We start from the raw sequence: 15741 nt of genomic DNA, 5'->3' as shown, positions 1-15741 counted from the left end.
ATCATGTCTGCATACGTATTCTATTTCGGTGGTGGCGCCAATTCGACCGACCCGCGCAGCCGCGACAAGACAATCGCCGGGGGCAAGGGCGCCAATTTGGCTGAAATGGCCGGTATTGGTCTGCCGGTCCCGCCGGGCTTCACGATCAGCACCGAAGTTTGCGCGACCTATAACGCCAATGGCAAAAGCTTTGACGCCGATCTGCGCGCTGGCGTTGCCGCAGGCGTGGCGCATGTCGAAAGCTCCACGGGCCGCAAGTTTGGCGATACCGCCAATCCGCTGCTGGTCTCGGTGCGTTCGGGCGCGCGGGTTTCGATGCCGGGCATGATGGACACGGTGCTCAACCTTGGCCTCAATGACGAGACGGTGCAGGGGCTGGCGCAGGGTTCGGGCAACCCGCGCTTTGCCTGGGATTCCTATCGCCGTTTCATCCAGATGTATTCCGACGTGGTGCTGGGCATTGACCATCACCTGTTCGAGGACGCTCTGGAAATCGTCAAGGAAGACAACGGTTTCTACGCCGATGTTGAACTGGAAGCCGAGCATTGGCAGGCGCTGGTCGGTGAATACAAGGCCATCGTCGAAAAGGCACTGGGCCGCCCGTTCCCGCAGGATGTGCATGAACAGCTCTGGGGCGCGATCGGCGCTGTGTTCGACAGCTGGGAAAGCGAGCGCGCCAAGGTCTATCGCCGCCTGAACGACATTCCGGGCGATTGGGGCACGGCCGTCAACGTGCAGGCGATGGTGTTCGGCAATATGGGCGACACCTCGGCCACCGGCGTTGCCTTTACCCGCGATCCGGCGACCGGCGAGAAGGCCTATTACGGCGAATGGCTGGTCAACGCGCAGGGCGAGGACGTGGTGGCGGGCATCCGCACGCCGCAATATCTGACCAAGTTTGCCCGCGAACGCGCCGGGGCCAAGCCGCTTTCGATGGAAGAGGCGATGCCTGAGGCTTACACCGAGCTGGCCGCTGTCTTTGAATTGCTGGAAAAGCACTACAAGGACATGCAGGACATCGAGTTCACCGTTGAGCGCAACAAGCTGTGGATGCTGCAAACGCGAAGCGGCAAGCGCACGGCCAAGGCCGCGCTGAAGATGGCCGTCGATATGGTGGGCGAAGGCCTGATCGATGAAGCCACCGCGATCAAGCGCGTCGATCCGATGGCGCTCGACCAACTGCTGCACCCCACGCTCGACCCCAAGGCGGAGCGCGACTATCTGGGCAAGGGGCTGCCCGCCTCGCCGGGCGCGGCCTCGGGCGCGATCGTGCTAGACGCCGAAACGGCGCAGGCGCGGGCCGAGCGGGGCGACAGCGTCATCCTCGTGCGCGTCGAAACCAGCCCGGAAGACATCCACGGCATGCACGCGGCCAAGGGCATCCTGACCGCGCGCGGCGGCATGACCAGCCACGCCGCCGTGGTGGCGCGCGGCATGGGCCGCCCCTGCGTCTCGGGCGCCAGCGCGGTCAGCATCGACATGAACAGCCGCACCCTCAAGATCGGTACGCGTGATCTGAAGGAAGGCGACATCATCACGCTGGACGGCGCGACGGGCGACATCATGGGCGGCGCCGTGCCGACCATCGAGCCTGAACTGGTGGGCGATTTCGGCACGCTGATGGTCTGGGCCGACAAGCATCGCCGCATGAAGGTGCGCACCAATGCCGAAACGCCCGAGGACTGCCGCACCGCGCGCAACTTTGGCGCCGAGGGCATCGGCCTTTGCCGCACCGAGCATATGTTCTTCGACGCGGGCCGCATTTCGGCTGTTCGCCAGATGATCCTGGCCGAAGACGAGGACGGTCGCCGCGCCGCTCTGGCCAAGCTGCTGCCCGAACAGCGCGCCGATTTCCATGCGATCTTCGAGATCATGGCGGGCCTGCCGGTCACGATCCGCTTGCTCGATCCGCCGCTGCACGAATTCCTGCCGCATGGCGACGCGGAATTTGCCGAACTGTCGGATGCCATCGGCATTGGCGTGGAAACCTTGAAGCGCCGCGCGGGCGAATTGCATGAATTCAACCCGATGCTGGGCCATCGTGGGTGCCGTCTGGGGATCACCTTCCCGGAAATCTATGAGATGCAGGCACGCGCGATCTTTGAGGCCGCCGTCGATGTGGCGCTGGCCTCGGGCGAGGCGGTTGTGCCCGAAGTGATGATCCCGCTGGTGGCGACCAAGAAGGAGCTTTCGATCCTGAAGGCTCTGGTTGACCGCACCGCGCGCCAAGTCTTTGCCGAAAAGGGCAAGGTGCTGGATTACCTCGTCGGCACGATGATCGAATTGCCGCGCGCGGCGCTGATGGCGGGCGAGATTGCCGAGGAGGCCAAGTTCTTCTCCTTCGGCACCAATGACCTGACACAGACCACGCTGGGCGTGTCGCGCGATGACGCGGCCCGCTTCCTCTCGGCCTATGTCGAGCAGGGCATCTATGCGCGCGATCCCTTCGTCAGCCTCGATGTCGAGGGCGTGGGTCAATTGGTCGAATTGGCCGCTGAGCGCGGGCGCAAAACGCTGCCGGGCATCAAGCTGGGCATCTGCGGTGAGCATGGCGGCGATCCGGCCTCCATCGCCTTCTGCGAAAAGACGGGTCTGGATTATGTCTCGGCCTCGCCCTTCCGCGTGCCGATCGCTCGTCTGGCGGCGGCGCAGGCGGCTTTGGGGTAAGGTTTTGCATCCGGCGGGCCAAGGGACTCGTCCCTTGGCAATCCCGTTAAGGGGCGTGCGCCTGATCCGAGACGTTGAATAAATAAAAGCCTGCGGCGCTAGGATAAGGCGCCGCAGGCTTTATCATTTCAACCACGCGTCCGACACATAACGCCGAACCCGACCCGCAACGCGGACATTAACGGGAGCGCAAGGGACGAGTCCCTCGCACCTATCCCTTTCACCTTCTCCACCCACTCAACGTCAAAATCTCGAACACCTCGGTCACGCGCCCATCCTCGGCCTGTTCATCAAAGGCCAGCAGAGCGCGTGCATAACCGGCTTCGCCAATCGGCGGCCCGCCTTCTGTCAAAACCCCGCCCCATGCCTGCGCGCGAATATCGCCCACCAATCCCGCCAGCGAGCGGAAGCGCACCTTGACCGAGCGCCCATCGCTCACCGGATCGGCAAAGCCTGTGCGTTGCAGCAATTGCGCCCCGGCGCGCACATCGACCATCGGATGCATCCGCGCCGCTGGGCGCTCGCCATCGGCGGCCATCATGATCGCGCGCAGCGCAGGCAGCGAACCGGCCCCGGCAAAGCTGGCGATCATCAGGCCCCCCGGCGCCAGCGCCTGGCGCATATGGATCAGCGCGCCGGGCAGATCATTCACCGTGTCGAGCGTGCCCAGCGAGGCGATCAGATCGAAATCGCGCAGCAGGTAAGGCTGCTCCTCATCCAGCACCATCGCCCCGCGCAGCCCCGCCGGATCGGCTTCCACGACCTTGGCGCCTTGCGCGCGCAACGCAGCCGCAAGCGTCCCGGTCCAATCGCCCACCACCAGCGCCCGTTTGGGCACCATCTGGACAAAGGAGAGCCGTTCGAGGACATCCTCAACCATGTCATCGAGCAGATAATGCGCGGCATTGGGCTGATTTTGCAGGACCATAGCCCGACGGCGGGCGGCAAGGCGCCGTTGCGGCGCGAAAATGCGGGGAGGCTGACTCATGCGCCCGTCCTGCCTCTTGCGCCGTTCGCCTGCAAGGATCTTCGCGCTTGCCCCGGCAAAAGCAGCCATTAGACTTTCGTCCATGCGTCGCCTCTCGCCTGTTCTCGACCTGCTGTTTCCCCCGCGCTGCCCGCTTTGCGGCGAAGGGGTGCATGAACAGGGCGGGCTTTGCGCGGCCTGCTGGTCGGGGCTGGCCATGCCGGGCGATCCTGCGTGCCGGATGTGTCAGCGCCCGTTTAGCAGCGAAGCGGCCTCCCACGCCCATGACGATCTGCTGTGCCATACCTGCGTGGTCGAGGCTCCGCGCCATCATGGCGTCGCGGCTGCCACGCTCTACAATGACACCTCGCGCCAGTTGGTGATCGCGCTCAAGCACGGGCGGCGGGTGGCGCTGGCCGGATTGATGGGCCGCTTGATGGCGGCGCGGTTAAGGGCGCGCGATGTCGGGCCGGGCTGGCTGGTGGTGCCGGTGCCGCTGCATCGCTGGCGGCTGTGGGGGCGGGGGTTTAACCAATCGGCGCTCTTGGCGCAGGAGATCGCCCGGCACACCGGCGCGCGGCCGATGGTCGATGCGCTGGTGCGGCGGCGGAAAACGCCGATGCTGGGCGGTCTTGGGCCGAGGGAGCGGGAGAAAGTGCTGACTGGCGCGATTGCCCTGCATCCCGCTCGCAAGGCGCGCCTGCATGGGGCCAAGGTGATCCTTGCCGATGATGTGCTGACCAGCGGGGCCACCACCAATGCCTGCATCGCCGCGCTGGAGCAGGCGGGCGCGGCGCGGGTGATCGTGGCCTGTTTCGCCCGCGTCCATGGCGAGGCGCTGCCTTAACCGGCGCATAAGAAAACGCCCGGAGGAATAAACCCCCGGGCGTTCACGTGACGAAACTGATAGGCGACGCTTTTCAGCGCGATTGATGTCCCCCCCTGATGGGCCACCACACCTGAACCCTCATTCTCTACCGCTCAACGCTCTTTCAGCGCTGGCTGGCATTTCCCTGAACCGTGGCGCGTTCCGCTGCCTGGTCAAATGCGATCTCCCTCAAGATCGTGACCAAATTGTTTCAACTTTTCGGGCCAAAGATAAAGAGGCGATGACAGCAGGTGTGGATTTTCGCCCCCAGTTGTGGTTATCGCGCAACATCACCGCGCCCAGCAGAGGGTTGAGGCGCCCTGAACGGGAATTTTTACGTATGTCCGCCGGGAATATCGAGCGCGAATCCGGTTCCACCTTCATGCCGCGTTTTGACGCGCAGGGTCTGTTAACGGCTATTGCCGTCGATTCGGACAGCCGCGAGATCCTGATGGTGGCGTTTATGGATGCGCAGGCGCTGGACAAGACGCGCGAGACGGGGCTGGCGCATTTCCATTCGCGCTCGCGCGGGCGCCTGTGGTTGAAGGGGGAAACCTCGGGCCATTTCCTGCGGGTGCAGGAAATTCGCGTCGATTGCGATCAGGACGCGCTGGTCATGCTGTGCAGGCCGGAAGGCCCGGCCTGCCACACGGGCGCCCCCAGCTGCTTTTATCGCAAGCTTGACGGGGACACCCTGAAGCGGATCGATTAAGCAAAGATCTCGTCGAAGAAGCTGAGCATCGCGGCCCAGCTTTGGCGGTCGGCGCTGGTGTTATAGCCAAGGAAGTCCTTGCCGCGTGCGTCGCTTTCCGGGTCGGTAAAGCCGTGGCGCACATTGGCATAGGAATGGAAATGCCAATTGGCGCCGGCCGCGTCCAGTTCCTCCCAAAGGCCGATGACGGCGCTGCGCGGGGCCAGCGGGTCGGCGTCGCCATGCAGTACGAGAATGCGCGCCTTGATCGCGCCGGGGGCGGCGGGCTTTTCGGTGTCAAACACGCCGTGGAAGCTGACCGCGGCGGCAATGTCGGCCCCGTCACGCGCCAGTTCGAGCGCGGCCTGACCGCCCATGCAATAGCCGATCACGCCGATCCGCAAACCCTCGGTGCCGGGCAGGGCGCGCAGCGCCGAAAGCGCGGCATGCAGGCGGGTGCGATAGCCATCCCAATTCCCGCGCAATGCGGCGGCCATCGGGAAGGAAGCCTCGAAACTGGCCACCGGCGCGCCGTAGAAATCGCCGACAAAGGCCAGATAGCCCTGCTCGGCCAGAGCGGCGGCGCGCGCCTCGATGGCGGGGCCGACATTGGCGATGGTCGGCCAGATCAGGATCGCGGCGCGAGGCGCGCTCGCCGGACGCGCCACCCAGCCGGTCAGCGCGACATCACCGTCGGAATAGGAAACAGACTGAAGCATCATCAATCATCCTCTTGGGGGGTAAAGCGATTGGCTTTGCGGATTTGCGGAAAGAGAAAGGCCCAGAGCAGCGTTACCACCACCGCGCCAATCCCGCCGAACAGCACCGCGCCCTGCGCCCCCAGCAGCCATGCGGCAATGCCCGATTCCATCTCGCCCAATTCATTGGAGGCGCCGACGGCAAGGCCCGAAATGGCCGAAACCCGCCCGCGCATGGCATCGGGCGTGTGCATCTGAACTAGGGTGGAGCGCACGAACATGCTGATCATATCCGCCGCGCCCAGCACCGCCAGCATGGCCAGCGAGAGCGCATAATGGGTGGAGACGGCAAACACCGCCGTTGCCGCGCCAAACAGTGCGACCGAGCCCAGCATGGTGATGCCCACCCGGCGCTCCAACGGTTTGATCGACAAGATAACGCCCAGCACCGCCGCGCCCACCGCCGGGGCCGCGCGCATCTGGCCCAGACCCGTGGGGCCGACATGCAGAATGTCGCGCGCATAGACCGGCAGCAGCGCCGTGGCCCCCCCCAGCAGCACGGCAAACAGATCCAGCGTGATGCAGCCCAGCAGGAACGGATTGCTTCTCACAAAGGTCAACCCTTCCAGCGCCATGCGCATGGGATGGGTGCGTCGGTTTTCGGCATGGGCGGGCAGGGGCCGGATCATCAGCAGCGACAGCGCCGAGACGCAAAGCGCAACCCCGGCCATCCAGTAGAACAGCGAGGGATGCCAGCCAAACAGCACGCCGGCCACCGCAGGGCCGGTAATCGTGCCCGCCTGCATCGCCATGGAATTCATCGCAATCGCGCGCGGCAGGAGTGCAGGTGGCACGATCATCGGCGCGATCGCCCCGACCGAAGGCCCGACAAACACCCGCGCCGTGCCATGCGCCATGCCCAGAAACAGCACCAGCGGCAGGGTGAGCCAGCCCTGCCAGGTGGTGATCGCCAGCGTGAAGGCCATCGCCATATCGACCGAGATCGACATCGCGCCCACTTTGCGCCGGTCAAACCGATCCGACACCACGCCCGAAACCGGCGTCAGCAGCAGCATCGGCACGAATTGCACAAAGCCCAGGACCCCCAGCATGAAGGAGGCCTGGGCGATGGTCATGCCATAGGATTGGCGCGCCAGATCGTACAGTTGATAGCCGATAATGACGACCATCCCCGAACCGGCCAGCCATGACAGGAAGCGGGCGGTCCAAAAACGGCGATAGTCCGCGATTTGCAGAGGGTTGGTTGGCTCCATCACCGCGCCGCTGTGGCAGGTACGGGGCCGATTGCCAAGATAACAGTGCTTGGGACGTGCGAAATCTGACTTGTGGGCGCCGCCGGTCGGCGCCCGCTATTATCGGCGCAGGCGCGGATTGGGTTGCAAGGCGGCGATCATATTGGTGAAATCGTCCTGTCGGATGATCCGTTCAAATTGAAAGCCCGATCGGTCATCGGTGGACCAGATCAGATGCGCCTCAATGCGCCCGACAACAGGAAGGCGGATCGTCACGCGCTCGCCGCGTCCCAATTCAACCTTGTTGCCCACCATAAAGCCGTGGATCGAGATATTGGCGATGTCGAGCATCACATCGCCCTCGCGCCGGTGCTCGGCCACCACCCGGAAACTGACCGGATGGCGCGCGGCGCGGCGCAGTTCGGTGACCGAAAGCTGTGCCCCTGAAGCCATGTGTCAATCTCCTGCATGAAATACGTCAAGGAGATGCTTTTAGGACACAAATGGCGAAAAAATGGTAAATATGGCAATTGGCTGCCGGTGGGGGCGGCAAGCGCTTGCCGCCCCCCAATCCATCACAAGGGCTTGAGAATGCCGTGCTTCTTCTTGCCCGAAGAAAGGCGGATTTCTCCGCTTTCAAGGCTAATGGCCTGATTTTCGTCGCTTACCGCAACGCCGTCCAGCTTGGCCCCGCCGCCCGCAATCAGGCGCTTGGCCTCGCCACGGCTCGTCGCAAATCCAATTCCGACCAGCGCATCGATGATCGTGCAGCCCTCGGCCGGCACTGCCCAAACGGGCAGATCCGCGCCCAGGCCGCCCCCGGCAAAAGTGGCGCTGGCGGTGGTCTCGGCGGCCTTGGCGGCATCATCCCCGCGCACCAGCTTCGTCACCTCATTGGCCAGCACGACCTTGGCCGCGTTGATCTCGCTGCCCTGCAGGGCTTCGAGGCGGACGATCTCGTCCAGCGGAACATCGGTGAAGATGCGCAGGAACCGGCCCACGTCGCGGTCATCGGTGTTGCGCCAGAATTGCCAGAAATCATAATGGGGCAGCAGTTCTTCATTCAACCACACCGCGCCATTGACGCTCTTGCCCATCTTGGCCCCATCGGCCGTGGTCAACAGCGGCGTGGTCAGGCCGAACAGTTCGATCCCGTTCATCCGGCGCGTCAATTCAATGCCGTTGATGATATTGCCCCATTGGTCCGACCCGCCCAATTGCAACCGGCAGCCATGGCGCAGCGCCAGCTCGCGGAAATCATAGGCCTGAAGGATCATGTAATTGAATTCAAGGAAGGTCAGCGGCTGTTCGCGATCCAGGCGCAGCTTGACGGAATCAAACGTCAGCATGCGGTTGACCGTGAAATGGGGGCCGACATTGCGCAGCAGGTCGATATAGCCAAGCTGGTCCAGCCAGTCGGCATTGTTGACCATCTGCGCGCCGGTGGCGCTGTCGTCAAAGCGGAGCAGGCGGTGGAACACCTTGGCGATCCCTGCGATGTTCGAGGCAATCGTCTCCTCGGTCAGCAGCTTGCGCGATTCGTCCTTGCCGCTGGGGTCGCCCACCTTGGTTGTGCCGCCGCCCATCAGCGCGATGGGCTTGTGCCCGGCCTGTTGCAGGCGGCGCAGCAGCATCACCGAGGCCAGATTGCCGACATGCAGCGACGAGGCCGTCGCGTCATAGCCGTTATACGCCACCACCACCTCTTTTTGCGCCAGGGCATCGAGCCCATGAGCATCGGTCAACTGGTGGATATGGCCGCGTTCGGACAGCAGGCGCAGCAGGTCGGACTTGTATTCGGTCATGTTTGCCTCTTGATTGAGCGCGCCGCCTAGCATGGAGAAATCATTTTGGGAACTTTCTCGCTGATATGTCATCCGCAAACCCCGCCTTTGGGGGTGAAATCGGTGGATGTGGATTGGGATGCGCGCGGGGATGGGCTGGTGCTGCGCTATCGCGTGGTCGGTGCGGGGGGGCTGGTGTTGCCCGCGCACGAGACGCCGGGGCGCCATGACGACCTTTGGAAAGCCACCTGTTTCGAGCTGTTTCTGGGCCGCGCGGGGGCGACCTATCAGGAGTTCAATTTCTCGCCCTCGTCGCGCTGGGCAACCTATGGCTTCGCCGATTATCGCGAGGGCGGGCATGATGCGGAGATGCCCGTCGCCCCGGCGATCGCCATGACGCGGGCGGGCGATGCGGCAATCTGCGAGGTCCGCCTGACGCGCGCCATCCTGACGGGGGCCGATTGCGCGGGCCTGACGGCCGTTATCGAGGAAACAGGCGGCCATAAATCCTATTGGGCGCTGGCGCATGGGGCCGGGCGGCCCGATTTTCACAAGCGCTCTTGCTTCACGCTCCAGCTTGCGGCAGCGGAGGCACCATGACTGTATTGTTCGGCCTTGATCGCCTGCTCGCTGATCCTTCCTTGCGCGCCCCTCTGGCGGGGCGGCGCGTCTCGCTGGTGGCGCATCCCGCCTCGCTGACCGCAGGTTTGGTGCATAGCCTCGATGCGCTGGCGGCATGCCCCGACATCAAATTGACCAGCGCCTTTGGGCCCCAGCACGGGCTGAAGGGCGACAAGCAGGACAATATGGTCGAGACCGAGGACGAGTTCGACCCCGCGCTCGGCATTCCGGTGTTCAGCCTTTATGGCCAGGTGCGCCGTCCGACCCCGGCGATGATGGACACGGCCGACGTTTTCCTGTTCGATCTTCAGGATCTTGGCTGCCGGATCTACACTTTCGTCACCACGCTGCTCTACCTGCTTGAGGCCGCATCGGGCACGGGCAAGTCGGTCTGGGTGCTGGATCGGCCCAATCCGGCGGGGCGGCCCATCGAGGGGCTGACGCTGATCCCCGGACAGGAGAGCTTTGTTGGCGCCGGGCCGATGCCGATGCGTCACGGCCTGACGCTGGGCGAGATGGGGCGTTGGTTCGTCGACCATTACAAGCTGGACGTTGATTACCGCGTCATCACCATGGAGGGCTGGACGCCCGATGCTCCGGCGCGTGCTGGCCTTGCCGGTTTTGGCTGGCCCGAGGAACGCCTCTGGATCAACCCCAGCCCGAATGCGGCCAGCCTCAACATGGCCCGCGCTTATGCCGGAACGGTGATGCTGGAAGGCACGAACCTGTCCGAAGGGCGCGGCACGACCCGGCCTTTGGAGGTGCTGTTCGGCGCGCCCGATGTGGATGCGCGCGCCGTGCTGGCCGAAATGCAGGCATTCGCGCCGCAATGGATGGCCGGCTGCGCCCTGCGCGAATGCTGGTTCACGCCCACGTTTCACAAGCATTCCGGCCAATTATGCAGCGCGCTGATGATCCATGCCGAGGGCGGCTTTTATGACCACCACGCCTTCCGCCCCTGGCGTTTGCAGGCGCTGGCCTTCAAGGCGATCCGGCGGCTCTATCCCGATTATCCGCTGTGGCGTGATTTTCCCTATGAGTATGAACTGACGCGTCTGGCCATCGACGTGATTAATGGCGGTCCTGCCTTGCGCGAGTGGGTGGATGATGCAGGATCGGTTGCGGGTGATCTCGATGCGATCACTTTGCCCGACGAGGCGCGCTGGGCAGAGGAAATCCGGCCCTATCTGCTTTACTGATCGCCGTGGCGATTGGGCAAGCTTGCTGGAGATTCTGCCGCAAAATGATATTCCCGCCGAGGCATGGTGCCGCGGCGGGAATAATCATCCGATTATAAAAGCGCCCCTTAGTTGGGAGCCTTGTCCATTTTATCGGCCTTTTCTTCCATTTTGTCGGCCTTGGCATCACCGGCGGCGCGAACCGCATCAGCCTTGGCTTCGGCCTTGGACTCTGCCGAAGCGGCAGCGGTCGAGGCGCTGCTTTCGATGGCATCGGCAGCGGAATCAGCGACGCTGCGGGTCGAGTCCGCGGCGGATTCCATCGCATCCTCTTTCTTGCTGTCGCAAGCAGCGAGGGTAAGGCCTACCGCTGCGGACATGACCAGAGCGAGCGATTTGCGATAAATGTTCATCCAATTCCCCTGTCTTTGCTGCAATGGATAACCGCCCGATCCCTTTTGCGAACATGCGCGGTCGCGTTCAGGTCGGGCGGCACCTGTCCGGCATTTCGCCTGACTGCTGCTTGGAATGCTCAGGCGGCTGATAGGTTGCATAGTTCGTAATTTTTCCTGCCGAGCTTGCCGGTGCCGCAGCAGGCGGCTGAATTCATGGACCAAAATACGCGGTTTGAACGGCGACGGAGTCAATCGCATCAACGCCGGGGGAGGAATCTGCCGGGTATTTTTCCCACCACTTGTATGCATTGCTTACATTTCATAAGGTCGGGGGCAAAGCACAAGAGGATGCCCAGACGATGCTCAAACTCTATTCCTTCGGTCCCGCCGCCAATTCGATGAAGCCGCTGCTCACCCTTTATGAAAAGGGAACGCCATTCGAAGGGCATCGCCTGAACCCGGCCATTTTTGAACATCATCAGGATTGGTTCAAGGCGATCAATCCGCGAGGACAGGTGCCCGCTCTGGTCGATGGCGACAAGGTGATTACCGAAAGCACGGTGATCTGCGAATATCTGGAGGATGAACACCCCGGCGAGGTCAAGCTGCGCCCCGCCGATTCCTATGGCCGCGCGCAAATGCGGATCTGGACCAAGTGGGTCGATGAATATTTCTGCTGGTGCGTCTCGACCATTGGCTGGCACCGCTATGTCGGCAATATGGTCAAAGGGATGAGCGACGAGGCCTTTGAGGAAAAGGTGGCGGCCATCCCGGTGTTTGAACAGCAGGTCAAATGGCGCCGCGCGCGCGAGGGTTTCCCGCAGGACCTGATCGACGAAGAAATGCGCAAGATTTCCTATTCGGTCACGCGCCTCAACGACCATCTGGCCGACCATGAGTGGCTGGCGGGCGATATGTTCACGCTGGCCGATATCTGCAATTTCGCCATCGCCAATGGCATGAATTACAGCTTCCCCGAACTGGTCAATCCCGATGATGCGCCGCATCTGTCGCGCTGGATCGCCCAGATCAATGCGCGTCCGGCGGTGCAGAAGATGTTTGCCGAAGTGCCGATGGAAAAGCTGCGCCCGCAGGATTGAGGCCCCCGGGCGCTGCTGGCATCAGGCTGGCGGCGCTTTGGGAAATTGCGGCAGCGCCGGGTCCATCACTGCCCATGATGGCGCGCTGCTGGTCCAGATGATGCCGGTGGGCCGGGCAATCTCGGGATTGTCCAGCGCCCCCGCCCGGATGCGATAGGCCACCGGCGGATCGAGCAGCGGGCGCGAAAACACATGGCTGCCGCATGCGCTGCAAAAGGCGCGCTCGACGGTATTGCCGCTGTCGGCGGTCTTGTGATGCAGCGTAACCGGTCCCGTCACCGTCACGTTTTCAGGCGCAAACAGCGCGTTGACCGTGGCCGACCCGCTGGCCAGCCTTTGGCAATCGCGGCACCAGCACATGCGTGCGGCAATCGGATCACCTTCCATCGAGAGCTTCACCGCGCCGCACAGGCACTGGCCATTATGAGTCATTTCAATTCTCCTTGGCGATCCAGCGCGCCGTGGCCCAGCGCCGCAGGGGTTCATCCCACAGCCGCAGCGCCGCCCAGCCCAGCGCCACCGAGCCGATGTAGAGCACCGGCGCCCAGAGGGCCAGATCATGCGGACGCGGGTCAAGCGCCATATCCCAATACCAGTAGATGAAGGGATAATGGATAATATACAATGGGTAAGACAGACGCCCCAGCGCCTTTGCGACTTTACGCATCCCCGCGCTCATCCGCGAATGGGCGCCCATCAGGATGATCAGCGGAAAGAGCAGGGCGACATAGGCAAATTCCAGCAGGCCATTGGCCCAGCCCGGCTTGCCCCCCGGAACGCCTGCGGCAAAGGCGATGGTCATCACGATGGCCAATCCGCCAAAGCTCATCCGCAAAGGCGTCAGGTGCGGCAGAATGCGGCGCAGCAGGATGCCGAAGATGAAGGGAAACGCCAACCGCGCCTCCGCCATCCACCAATGGCTCCACCCCCAGCCGACCGAAAGATTGCCATAGGCCACAGCCCCCCAAGCCAGCAGCCCGCCCGCCGGGATCAGCAAATAGGCCAGCACGCGGGGCGAAAGGCGATGCAGCACGAGCCCATAGGCGATTGAGCCGATATATTCCTGAAACAGCGTCCATGTCGGCCCGTCGAGCGAATGGGTGTCCTCCGCCCGGTCCGCCAAGGTGGGATAGGGCAGCAGGACCAGCCCCATGACCACCGCCGTCCAGAACCGCCCATCGACCACATGCGCCGCATGGGGGAAGGGGGCGTAAACCCATGCCAGCGCGCCGATCAGCGTGGCCAGCGGCACAATGGGGTGCAGCCGGACAAAACGGCGCAGCATAAACCCGCCAAAGCCCAGCCCCTCGGCCATGCGCCGGTCATAGGCATGGGCGATGACAAACCCCGAGAGCGCAAAGAAGAAATCCACCGCCAGCGCGCCGTGCGGCAGCCAATTGTCCGCCATCACGCCTTTGGACAGGATCTCGCTGATATGAAACACCAGAACCAGCAGCGCGGCGACACCGCGCAACCCGTCCAGCACCTCGAAATGCGCCTTGGTGGCCATTAGGCGTCGATCATTTCGGGGTCGATATCGGCGGCGCGGTTCTGGATGAAGTGGAAGCGGTGTTCCGGGTTGCGGCCCATCAGGCGGTCGACAAGATCCTTCACCTGCGCCCGGTCCTCATATTCCTGCGGCAGGGTGATGCGCACGAGGCTGCGCTTGGCCGGGTCCATCGTGGTTTCGCGCAATTGCTGCGGGTTCATTTCGCCAAGGCCCTTGAACCGGCCTACTTCGACCTTCTTGCCCTTGAACTTCGTCTTTTCCAGTTCGGCGCGGTGCGCGTCATCGCGGGCATAGGCGCTCTCCTTGCCGCTGGTCAGGCGGTAAAGCGGCGGCTGGGCCAGATAGAGATGACCTTTGCGCACGACATCGGGCATTTCCTGAAAGAAGAAGGTCATGAGCAGCGTGGCAATATGCGCGCCGTCGACATCGGCGTCCGTCATGATGATGATGCGGTCATAGCGCAAAAGGTCCGGGTTGCAGTCCTTGCGCAGCCCGCAGCCCATCGCCAGCGAAAGATCGGCGATTTCCTGATTGGCGCGGATCTTGTCGAGGCTGGCGCTGGCCACGTTCAGGATCTTGCCGCGAATGGGCAGGATGGCCTGAGTTTTGCGGTCGCGGGCCTGCTTGGCGCTGCCGCCTGCCGAATCGCCTTCGACGATGAACAATTCGGTCTCGCCTTCGCCTTCGCCGCTGCAATCGGTCAGCTTGCCCGGCAGGCGCAGCTTGCGCGCATTGGTGGCGGTCTTGCGCTTGACCTCGCGCTCGGCCTTGCGGCGCAAACGCTCGTCCATCCGCTCCATCACATGGCCCAGCAGCGCCTTGCCGCGATCCATATTGTCGGTCAGGAAATGGTCGAAATGGTCGCGCACCGCATTTTCCACCAGACGCGCGGCTTCCGGGCTGGTCAGGCGGTCCTTGGTCTGGGACTGGAATTGCGGATCGCGGATAAAGACGCTGAGCATCGCTTCACAACCGACGACGACGTCCTCGGGCGCGATGTCCTTGGCCTTCTTGTTGCCCACCAGATCGCCAAAGGCGCGGATGCCCTTGGTCAGCGCCGCGCGCAGGCCCTGTTCATGGGTGCCGCCGTCGGGCGTGGGAATGGTGTTGCAATAATAGGAATAGGCCCCTTCCGACCACAGCGGCCAGGCGATCGCCCATTCGACGCGGCCGTTCATCTCGCCGGGAAAATCCTGCGATCCGGCAAAGGGCGCGGCGGTTACGCATTCGCGCGTGGCAATCTGTTCGGCCAGATGGTCGGCAAGGCCGCCGGGGAACTGGAACGTCGCCTCGGCGGGCACATCGTCGGAGGCCAGCGAGGGGGAGCATTTCCAGCGGATTTCAACGCCTGCGAACAGATAGGCCTTGGAGCGCACCAGTTTGAACAGGCGGGCAGGCTTGAAGCGGGCGTCGGTGCCGAAAATTTCGGTATCGGGCGTGAACTGTACGCTGGTGCCGCGCCGGTTGGGCGCCGCGCCGACCTTCTTGATCGGGCCGAGGGTCTGGCCCTTGGAAAATTCCTGCGCGAACAATTCCTTGTTGATCGCCACCTCAACCCGCGTCAGCGTCGAGAGCGCATTGACCACGCTGATGCCCACGCCATGCAGACCGCCGCTGGTGGCATAGGCCTTGCCGGAAAACTTGCCGCCCGAATGGAGCGTTGAAAGGATCACCTCCAGCGCGGATTTGCCGGGAAACTTGGGGTGCTCGCCCACGGGGATGCCGCGGCCGTTGTCGATGATGGTTATGCGGCCGGGGGTTCCGGCCTCCTCCTCCAAAATGACCTCGATGCGGTTTGCATGGCCCGCGACGGCCTCGTCCATCGCATTGTCCAGCACCTCGGCCACAAGGTGATGGAGCGCGCGTTCGTCGGTGCCGCCGATATACATGCCGGGGCGGCGGCGCACCGGTTCAAGGCCCTCAAGCACCTCGATCGCATTGGCGTCATAGGTTTCGCCCGAGGGGCCGCGTGGGGTTTCAAACAGATCGTCCGACATGACCGACAGACT

Annotated in this window: 15 protein-coding genes; 6 read left to right on the top strand and 9 right to left on the bottom strand. The window is 63.4% G+C overall.

The window, feature by feature from the left end:
• Positions 1-3 precede the first annotated feature (3 nt).
• On the top strand, positions 4-2667 hold the full coding sequence (gene ppdK, locus PQ467_RS12525) for a pyruvate, phosphate dikinase (protein WP_274173726.1): 2664 nt from the start codon (positions 4-6) through the stop codon (positions 2665-2667).
• Between the two features lie 220 nt (positions 2668-2887).
• Here the strand turns inward: ppdK and PQ467_RS12520 are convergent, their stop codons facing one another.
• A complete protein-coding gene (locus PQ467_RS12520; RefSeq protein WP_274173725.1) occupies positions 2888-3655 on the bottom strand; it encodes a methyltransferase domain-containing protein in 768 nt (255 codons plus the stop codon).
• An 82-nt stretch (positions 3656-3737) separates the two neighbouring features.
• On the opposite strand from PQ467_RS12520, the gene PQ467_RS12515 reads away from it, so the two are divergent.
• Both PQ467_RS12515 and hisI read left to right on the top strand, forming a co-directional pair.
• Positions 3738-4481, top strand: a complete 744-nt coding sequence (locus tag PQ467_RS12515; RefSeq protein WP_274173724.1) for a ComF family protein — start codon at positions 3738-3740, stop codon at positions 4479-4481.
• A 361-nt stretch (positions 4482-4842) separates the two neighbouring features.
• A complete protein-coding gene (gene hisI, locus PQ467_RS12510) occupies positions 4843-5214 on the top strand; it encodes a phosphoribosyl-AMP cyclohydrolase (RefSeq protein WP_274176153.1) in 372 nt (123 codons plus the stop codon).
• Here hisI and PQ467_RS12505 read toward each other — a convergent pair.
• The 4 genes from PQ467_RS12505 to tyrS all read right to left on the bottom strand — a co-directional run bounded on the left by PQ467_RS12505 (position 5211) and on the right by tyrS (position 8949).
• Complete coding sequence (locus PQ467_RS12505; protein WP_274173723.1) at positions 5211-5915, bottom strand: dienelactone hydrolase family protein; 705 nt, start codon at positions 5913-5915, stop codon at positions 5211-5213. The two genes, hisI and PQ467_RS12505, sit on opposite strands and share 4 nt — an antisense overlap.
• The gene (locus PQ467_RS12500) at positions 5915-7165 is read right to left on the bottom strand and encodes an MFS transporter (protein WP_274173722.1); all 1251 of its coding nucleotides are present in this window, start codon (positions 7163-7165) and stop codon (positions 5915-5917) included. The genes PQ467_RS12505 and PQ467_RS12500 overlap by 1 nt, the downstream gene beginning before the upstream one ends.
• Positions 7166-7264: 99 nt before the next feature.
• Entirely contained in the window at positions 7265-7597 is a 333-nt protein-coding gene (locus tag PQ467_RS12495) for a PilZ domain-containing protein (protein WP_172338917.1), read from the bottom strand.
• Between the two features lie 122 nt (positions 7598-7719).
• Entirely contained in the window at positions 7720-8949 is a 1230-nt protein-coding gene (gene tyrS, locus PQ467_RS12490; protein WP_274173721.1) for a tyrosine--tRNA ligase, read from the bottom strand.
• 45 nt (positions 8950-8994) lie between these two features.
• On the opposite strand from tyrS, the gene PQ467_RS12485 reads away from it, so the two are divergent.
• Together PQ467_RS12485 and PQ467_RS12480 are read left to right on the top strand one after the other, a co-directional pair.
• Complete coding sequence (locus PQ467_RS12485; protein ID WP_274173720.1) at positions 8995-9528, top strand: DOMON-like domain-containing protein; 534 nt, start codon at positions 8995-8997, stop codon at positions 9526-9528.
• Complete coding sequence (locus PQ467_RS12480; RefSeq protein WP_274173719.1) at positions 9525-10748, top strand: exo-beta-N-acetylmuramidase NamZ family protein; 1224 nt, start codon at positions 9525-9527, stop codon at positions 10746-10748. The genes PQ467_RS12485 and PQ467_RS12480 overlap by 4 nt, the downstream gene beginning before the upstream one ends.
• A gap of 107 nt (positions 10749-10855) precedes the next feature.
• Here the strand turns inward: PQ467_RS12480 and PQ467_RS12475 are convergent, their stop codons facing one another.
• Complete coding sequence (locus PQ467_RS12475; RefSeq protein WP_274173718.1) at positions 10856-11140, bottom strand: hypothetical protein; 285 nt, start codon at positions 11138-11140, stop codon at positions 10856-10858.
• 341 nt (positions 11141-11481) lie between these two features.
• On the opposite strand from PQ467_RS12475, the gene PQ467_RS12470 reads away from it, so the two are divergent.
• Complete coding sequence (locus PQ467_RS12470) at positions 11482-12222, top strand: glutathione S-transferase family protein (RefSeq protein ID WP_274173717.1); 741 nt, start codon at positions 11482-11484, stop codon at positions 12220-12222.
• Between the two features lie 21 nt (positions 12223-12243).
• Here PQ467_RS12470 and PQ467_RS12465 read toward each other — a convergent pair whose 3' ends face one another.
• The 3 genes from PQ467_RS12465 to parE are packed head-to-tail and all read right to left on the bottom strand — an operon-like array spanning position 12244 to position 15729.
• Positions 12244-12654 (bottom strand): GFA family protein, encoded by a 411-nt coding sequence (locus PQ467_RS12465; protein ID WP_274173716.1) that lies wholly within the window; start codon positions 12652-12654, stop codon positions 12244-12246.
• A 1-nt stretch (position 12655) separates the two neighbouring features.
• Positions 12656-13732, bottom strand: coding sequence for an acyltransferase family protein (locus PQ467_RS12460; RefSeq protein ID WP_274173715.1), 1077 nt, complete (start codon positions 13730-13732; stop codon positions 12656-12658).
• Positions 13732-15729 carry a DNA topoisomerase IV subunit B gene (parE, locus tag PQ467_RS12455; RefSeq protein WP_274173714.1) on the bottom strand — a complete coding sequence of 666 codons (1998 nt, stop codon included), beginning with the start codon at positions 15727-15729 and terminating at the stop codon, positions 13732-13734. The genes PQ467_RS12460 and parE overlap by 1 nt, the downstream gene beginning before the upstream one ends.
• Positions 15730-15741: the final 12 nt, after the last annotated feature.

The sequence above is a fragment of the Novosphingobium sp. KACC 22771 genome, from assembly GCF_028736195.1.
GTDB lineage: Bacteria > Pseudomonadota > Alphaproteobacteria > Sphingomonadales > Sphingomonadaceae > Novosphingobium.
The sequence above is the reverse complement of the archived record's forward strand: the minus strand, read 5'-3'. Positions and strand labels throughout refer to the sequence as shown.

Bases quoted from the DNA above. Each gene is read 5' to 3' on its own strand.
- PQ467_RS12475 (WP_274173718.1), bottom strand. From the start codon at position 11,140: ATGAACATTTATCGCAAATCGCTCGCTCTGGTCATGTCCGCAGCGGTA.
- parE (WP_274173714.1), bottom strand. From the start codon at position 15,729: ATGTCGGACGATCTGTTTGAAACCCCACGCGGCCCCTCGGGCGAAACC.
- PQ467_RS12480 (WP_274173719.1), top strand. From the start codon at position 9,525: ATGACTGTATTGTTCGGCCTTGATCGCCTGCTCGCTGATCCTTCCTTG.
- hisI (WP_274176153.1), top strand. From the start codon at position 4,843: ATGTCCGCCGGGAATATCGAGCGCGAATCCGGTTCCACCTTCATGCCG.
- ppdK (WP_274173726.1), top strand. From the start codon at position 4: ATGTCTGCATACGTATTCTATTTCGGTGGTGGCGCCAATTCGACCGAC.
- PQ467_RS12515 (WP_274173724.1), top strand. From the start codon at position 3,738: ATGCGTCGCCTCTCGCCTGTTCTCGACCTGCTGTTTCCCCCGCGCTGC.
- PQ467_RS12520 (WP_274173725.1), bottom strand. From the start codon at position 3,655: ATGAGTCAGCCTCCCCGCATTTTCGCGCCGCAACGGCGCCTTGCCGCC.
- PQ467_RS12460 (WP_274173715.1), bottom strand. From the start codon at position 13,732: ATGGCCACCAAGGCGCATTTCGAGGTGCTGGACGGGTTGCGCGGTGTC.
- PQ467_RS12465 (WP_274173716.1), bottom strand. From the start codon at position 12,654: ATGACTCATAATGGCCAGTGCCTGTGCGGCGCGGTGAAGCTCTCGATG.
- PQ467_RS12495 (WP_172338917.1), bottom strand. From the start codon at position 7,597: ATGGCTTCAGGGGCACAGCTTTCGGTCACCGAACTGCGCCGCGCCGCG.
- PQ467_RS12470 (WP_274173717.1), top strand. From the start codon at position 11,482: ATGCTCAAACTCTATTCCTTCGGTCCCGCCGCCAATTCGATGAAGCCG.
- tyrS (WP_274173721.1), bottom strand. From the start codon at position 8,949: ATGACCGAATACAAGTCCGACCTGCTGCGCCTGCTGTCCGAACGCGGC.
- PQ467_RS12505 (WP_274173723.1), bottom strand. From the start codon at position 5,915: ATGATGCTTCAGTCTGTTTCCTATTCCGACGGTGATGTCGCGCTGACC.
- PQ467_RS12500 (WP_274173722.1), bottom strand. From the start codon at position 7,165: ATGGAGCCAACCAACCCTCTGCAAATCGCGGACTATCGCCGTTTTTGG.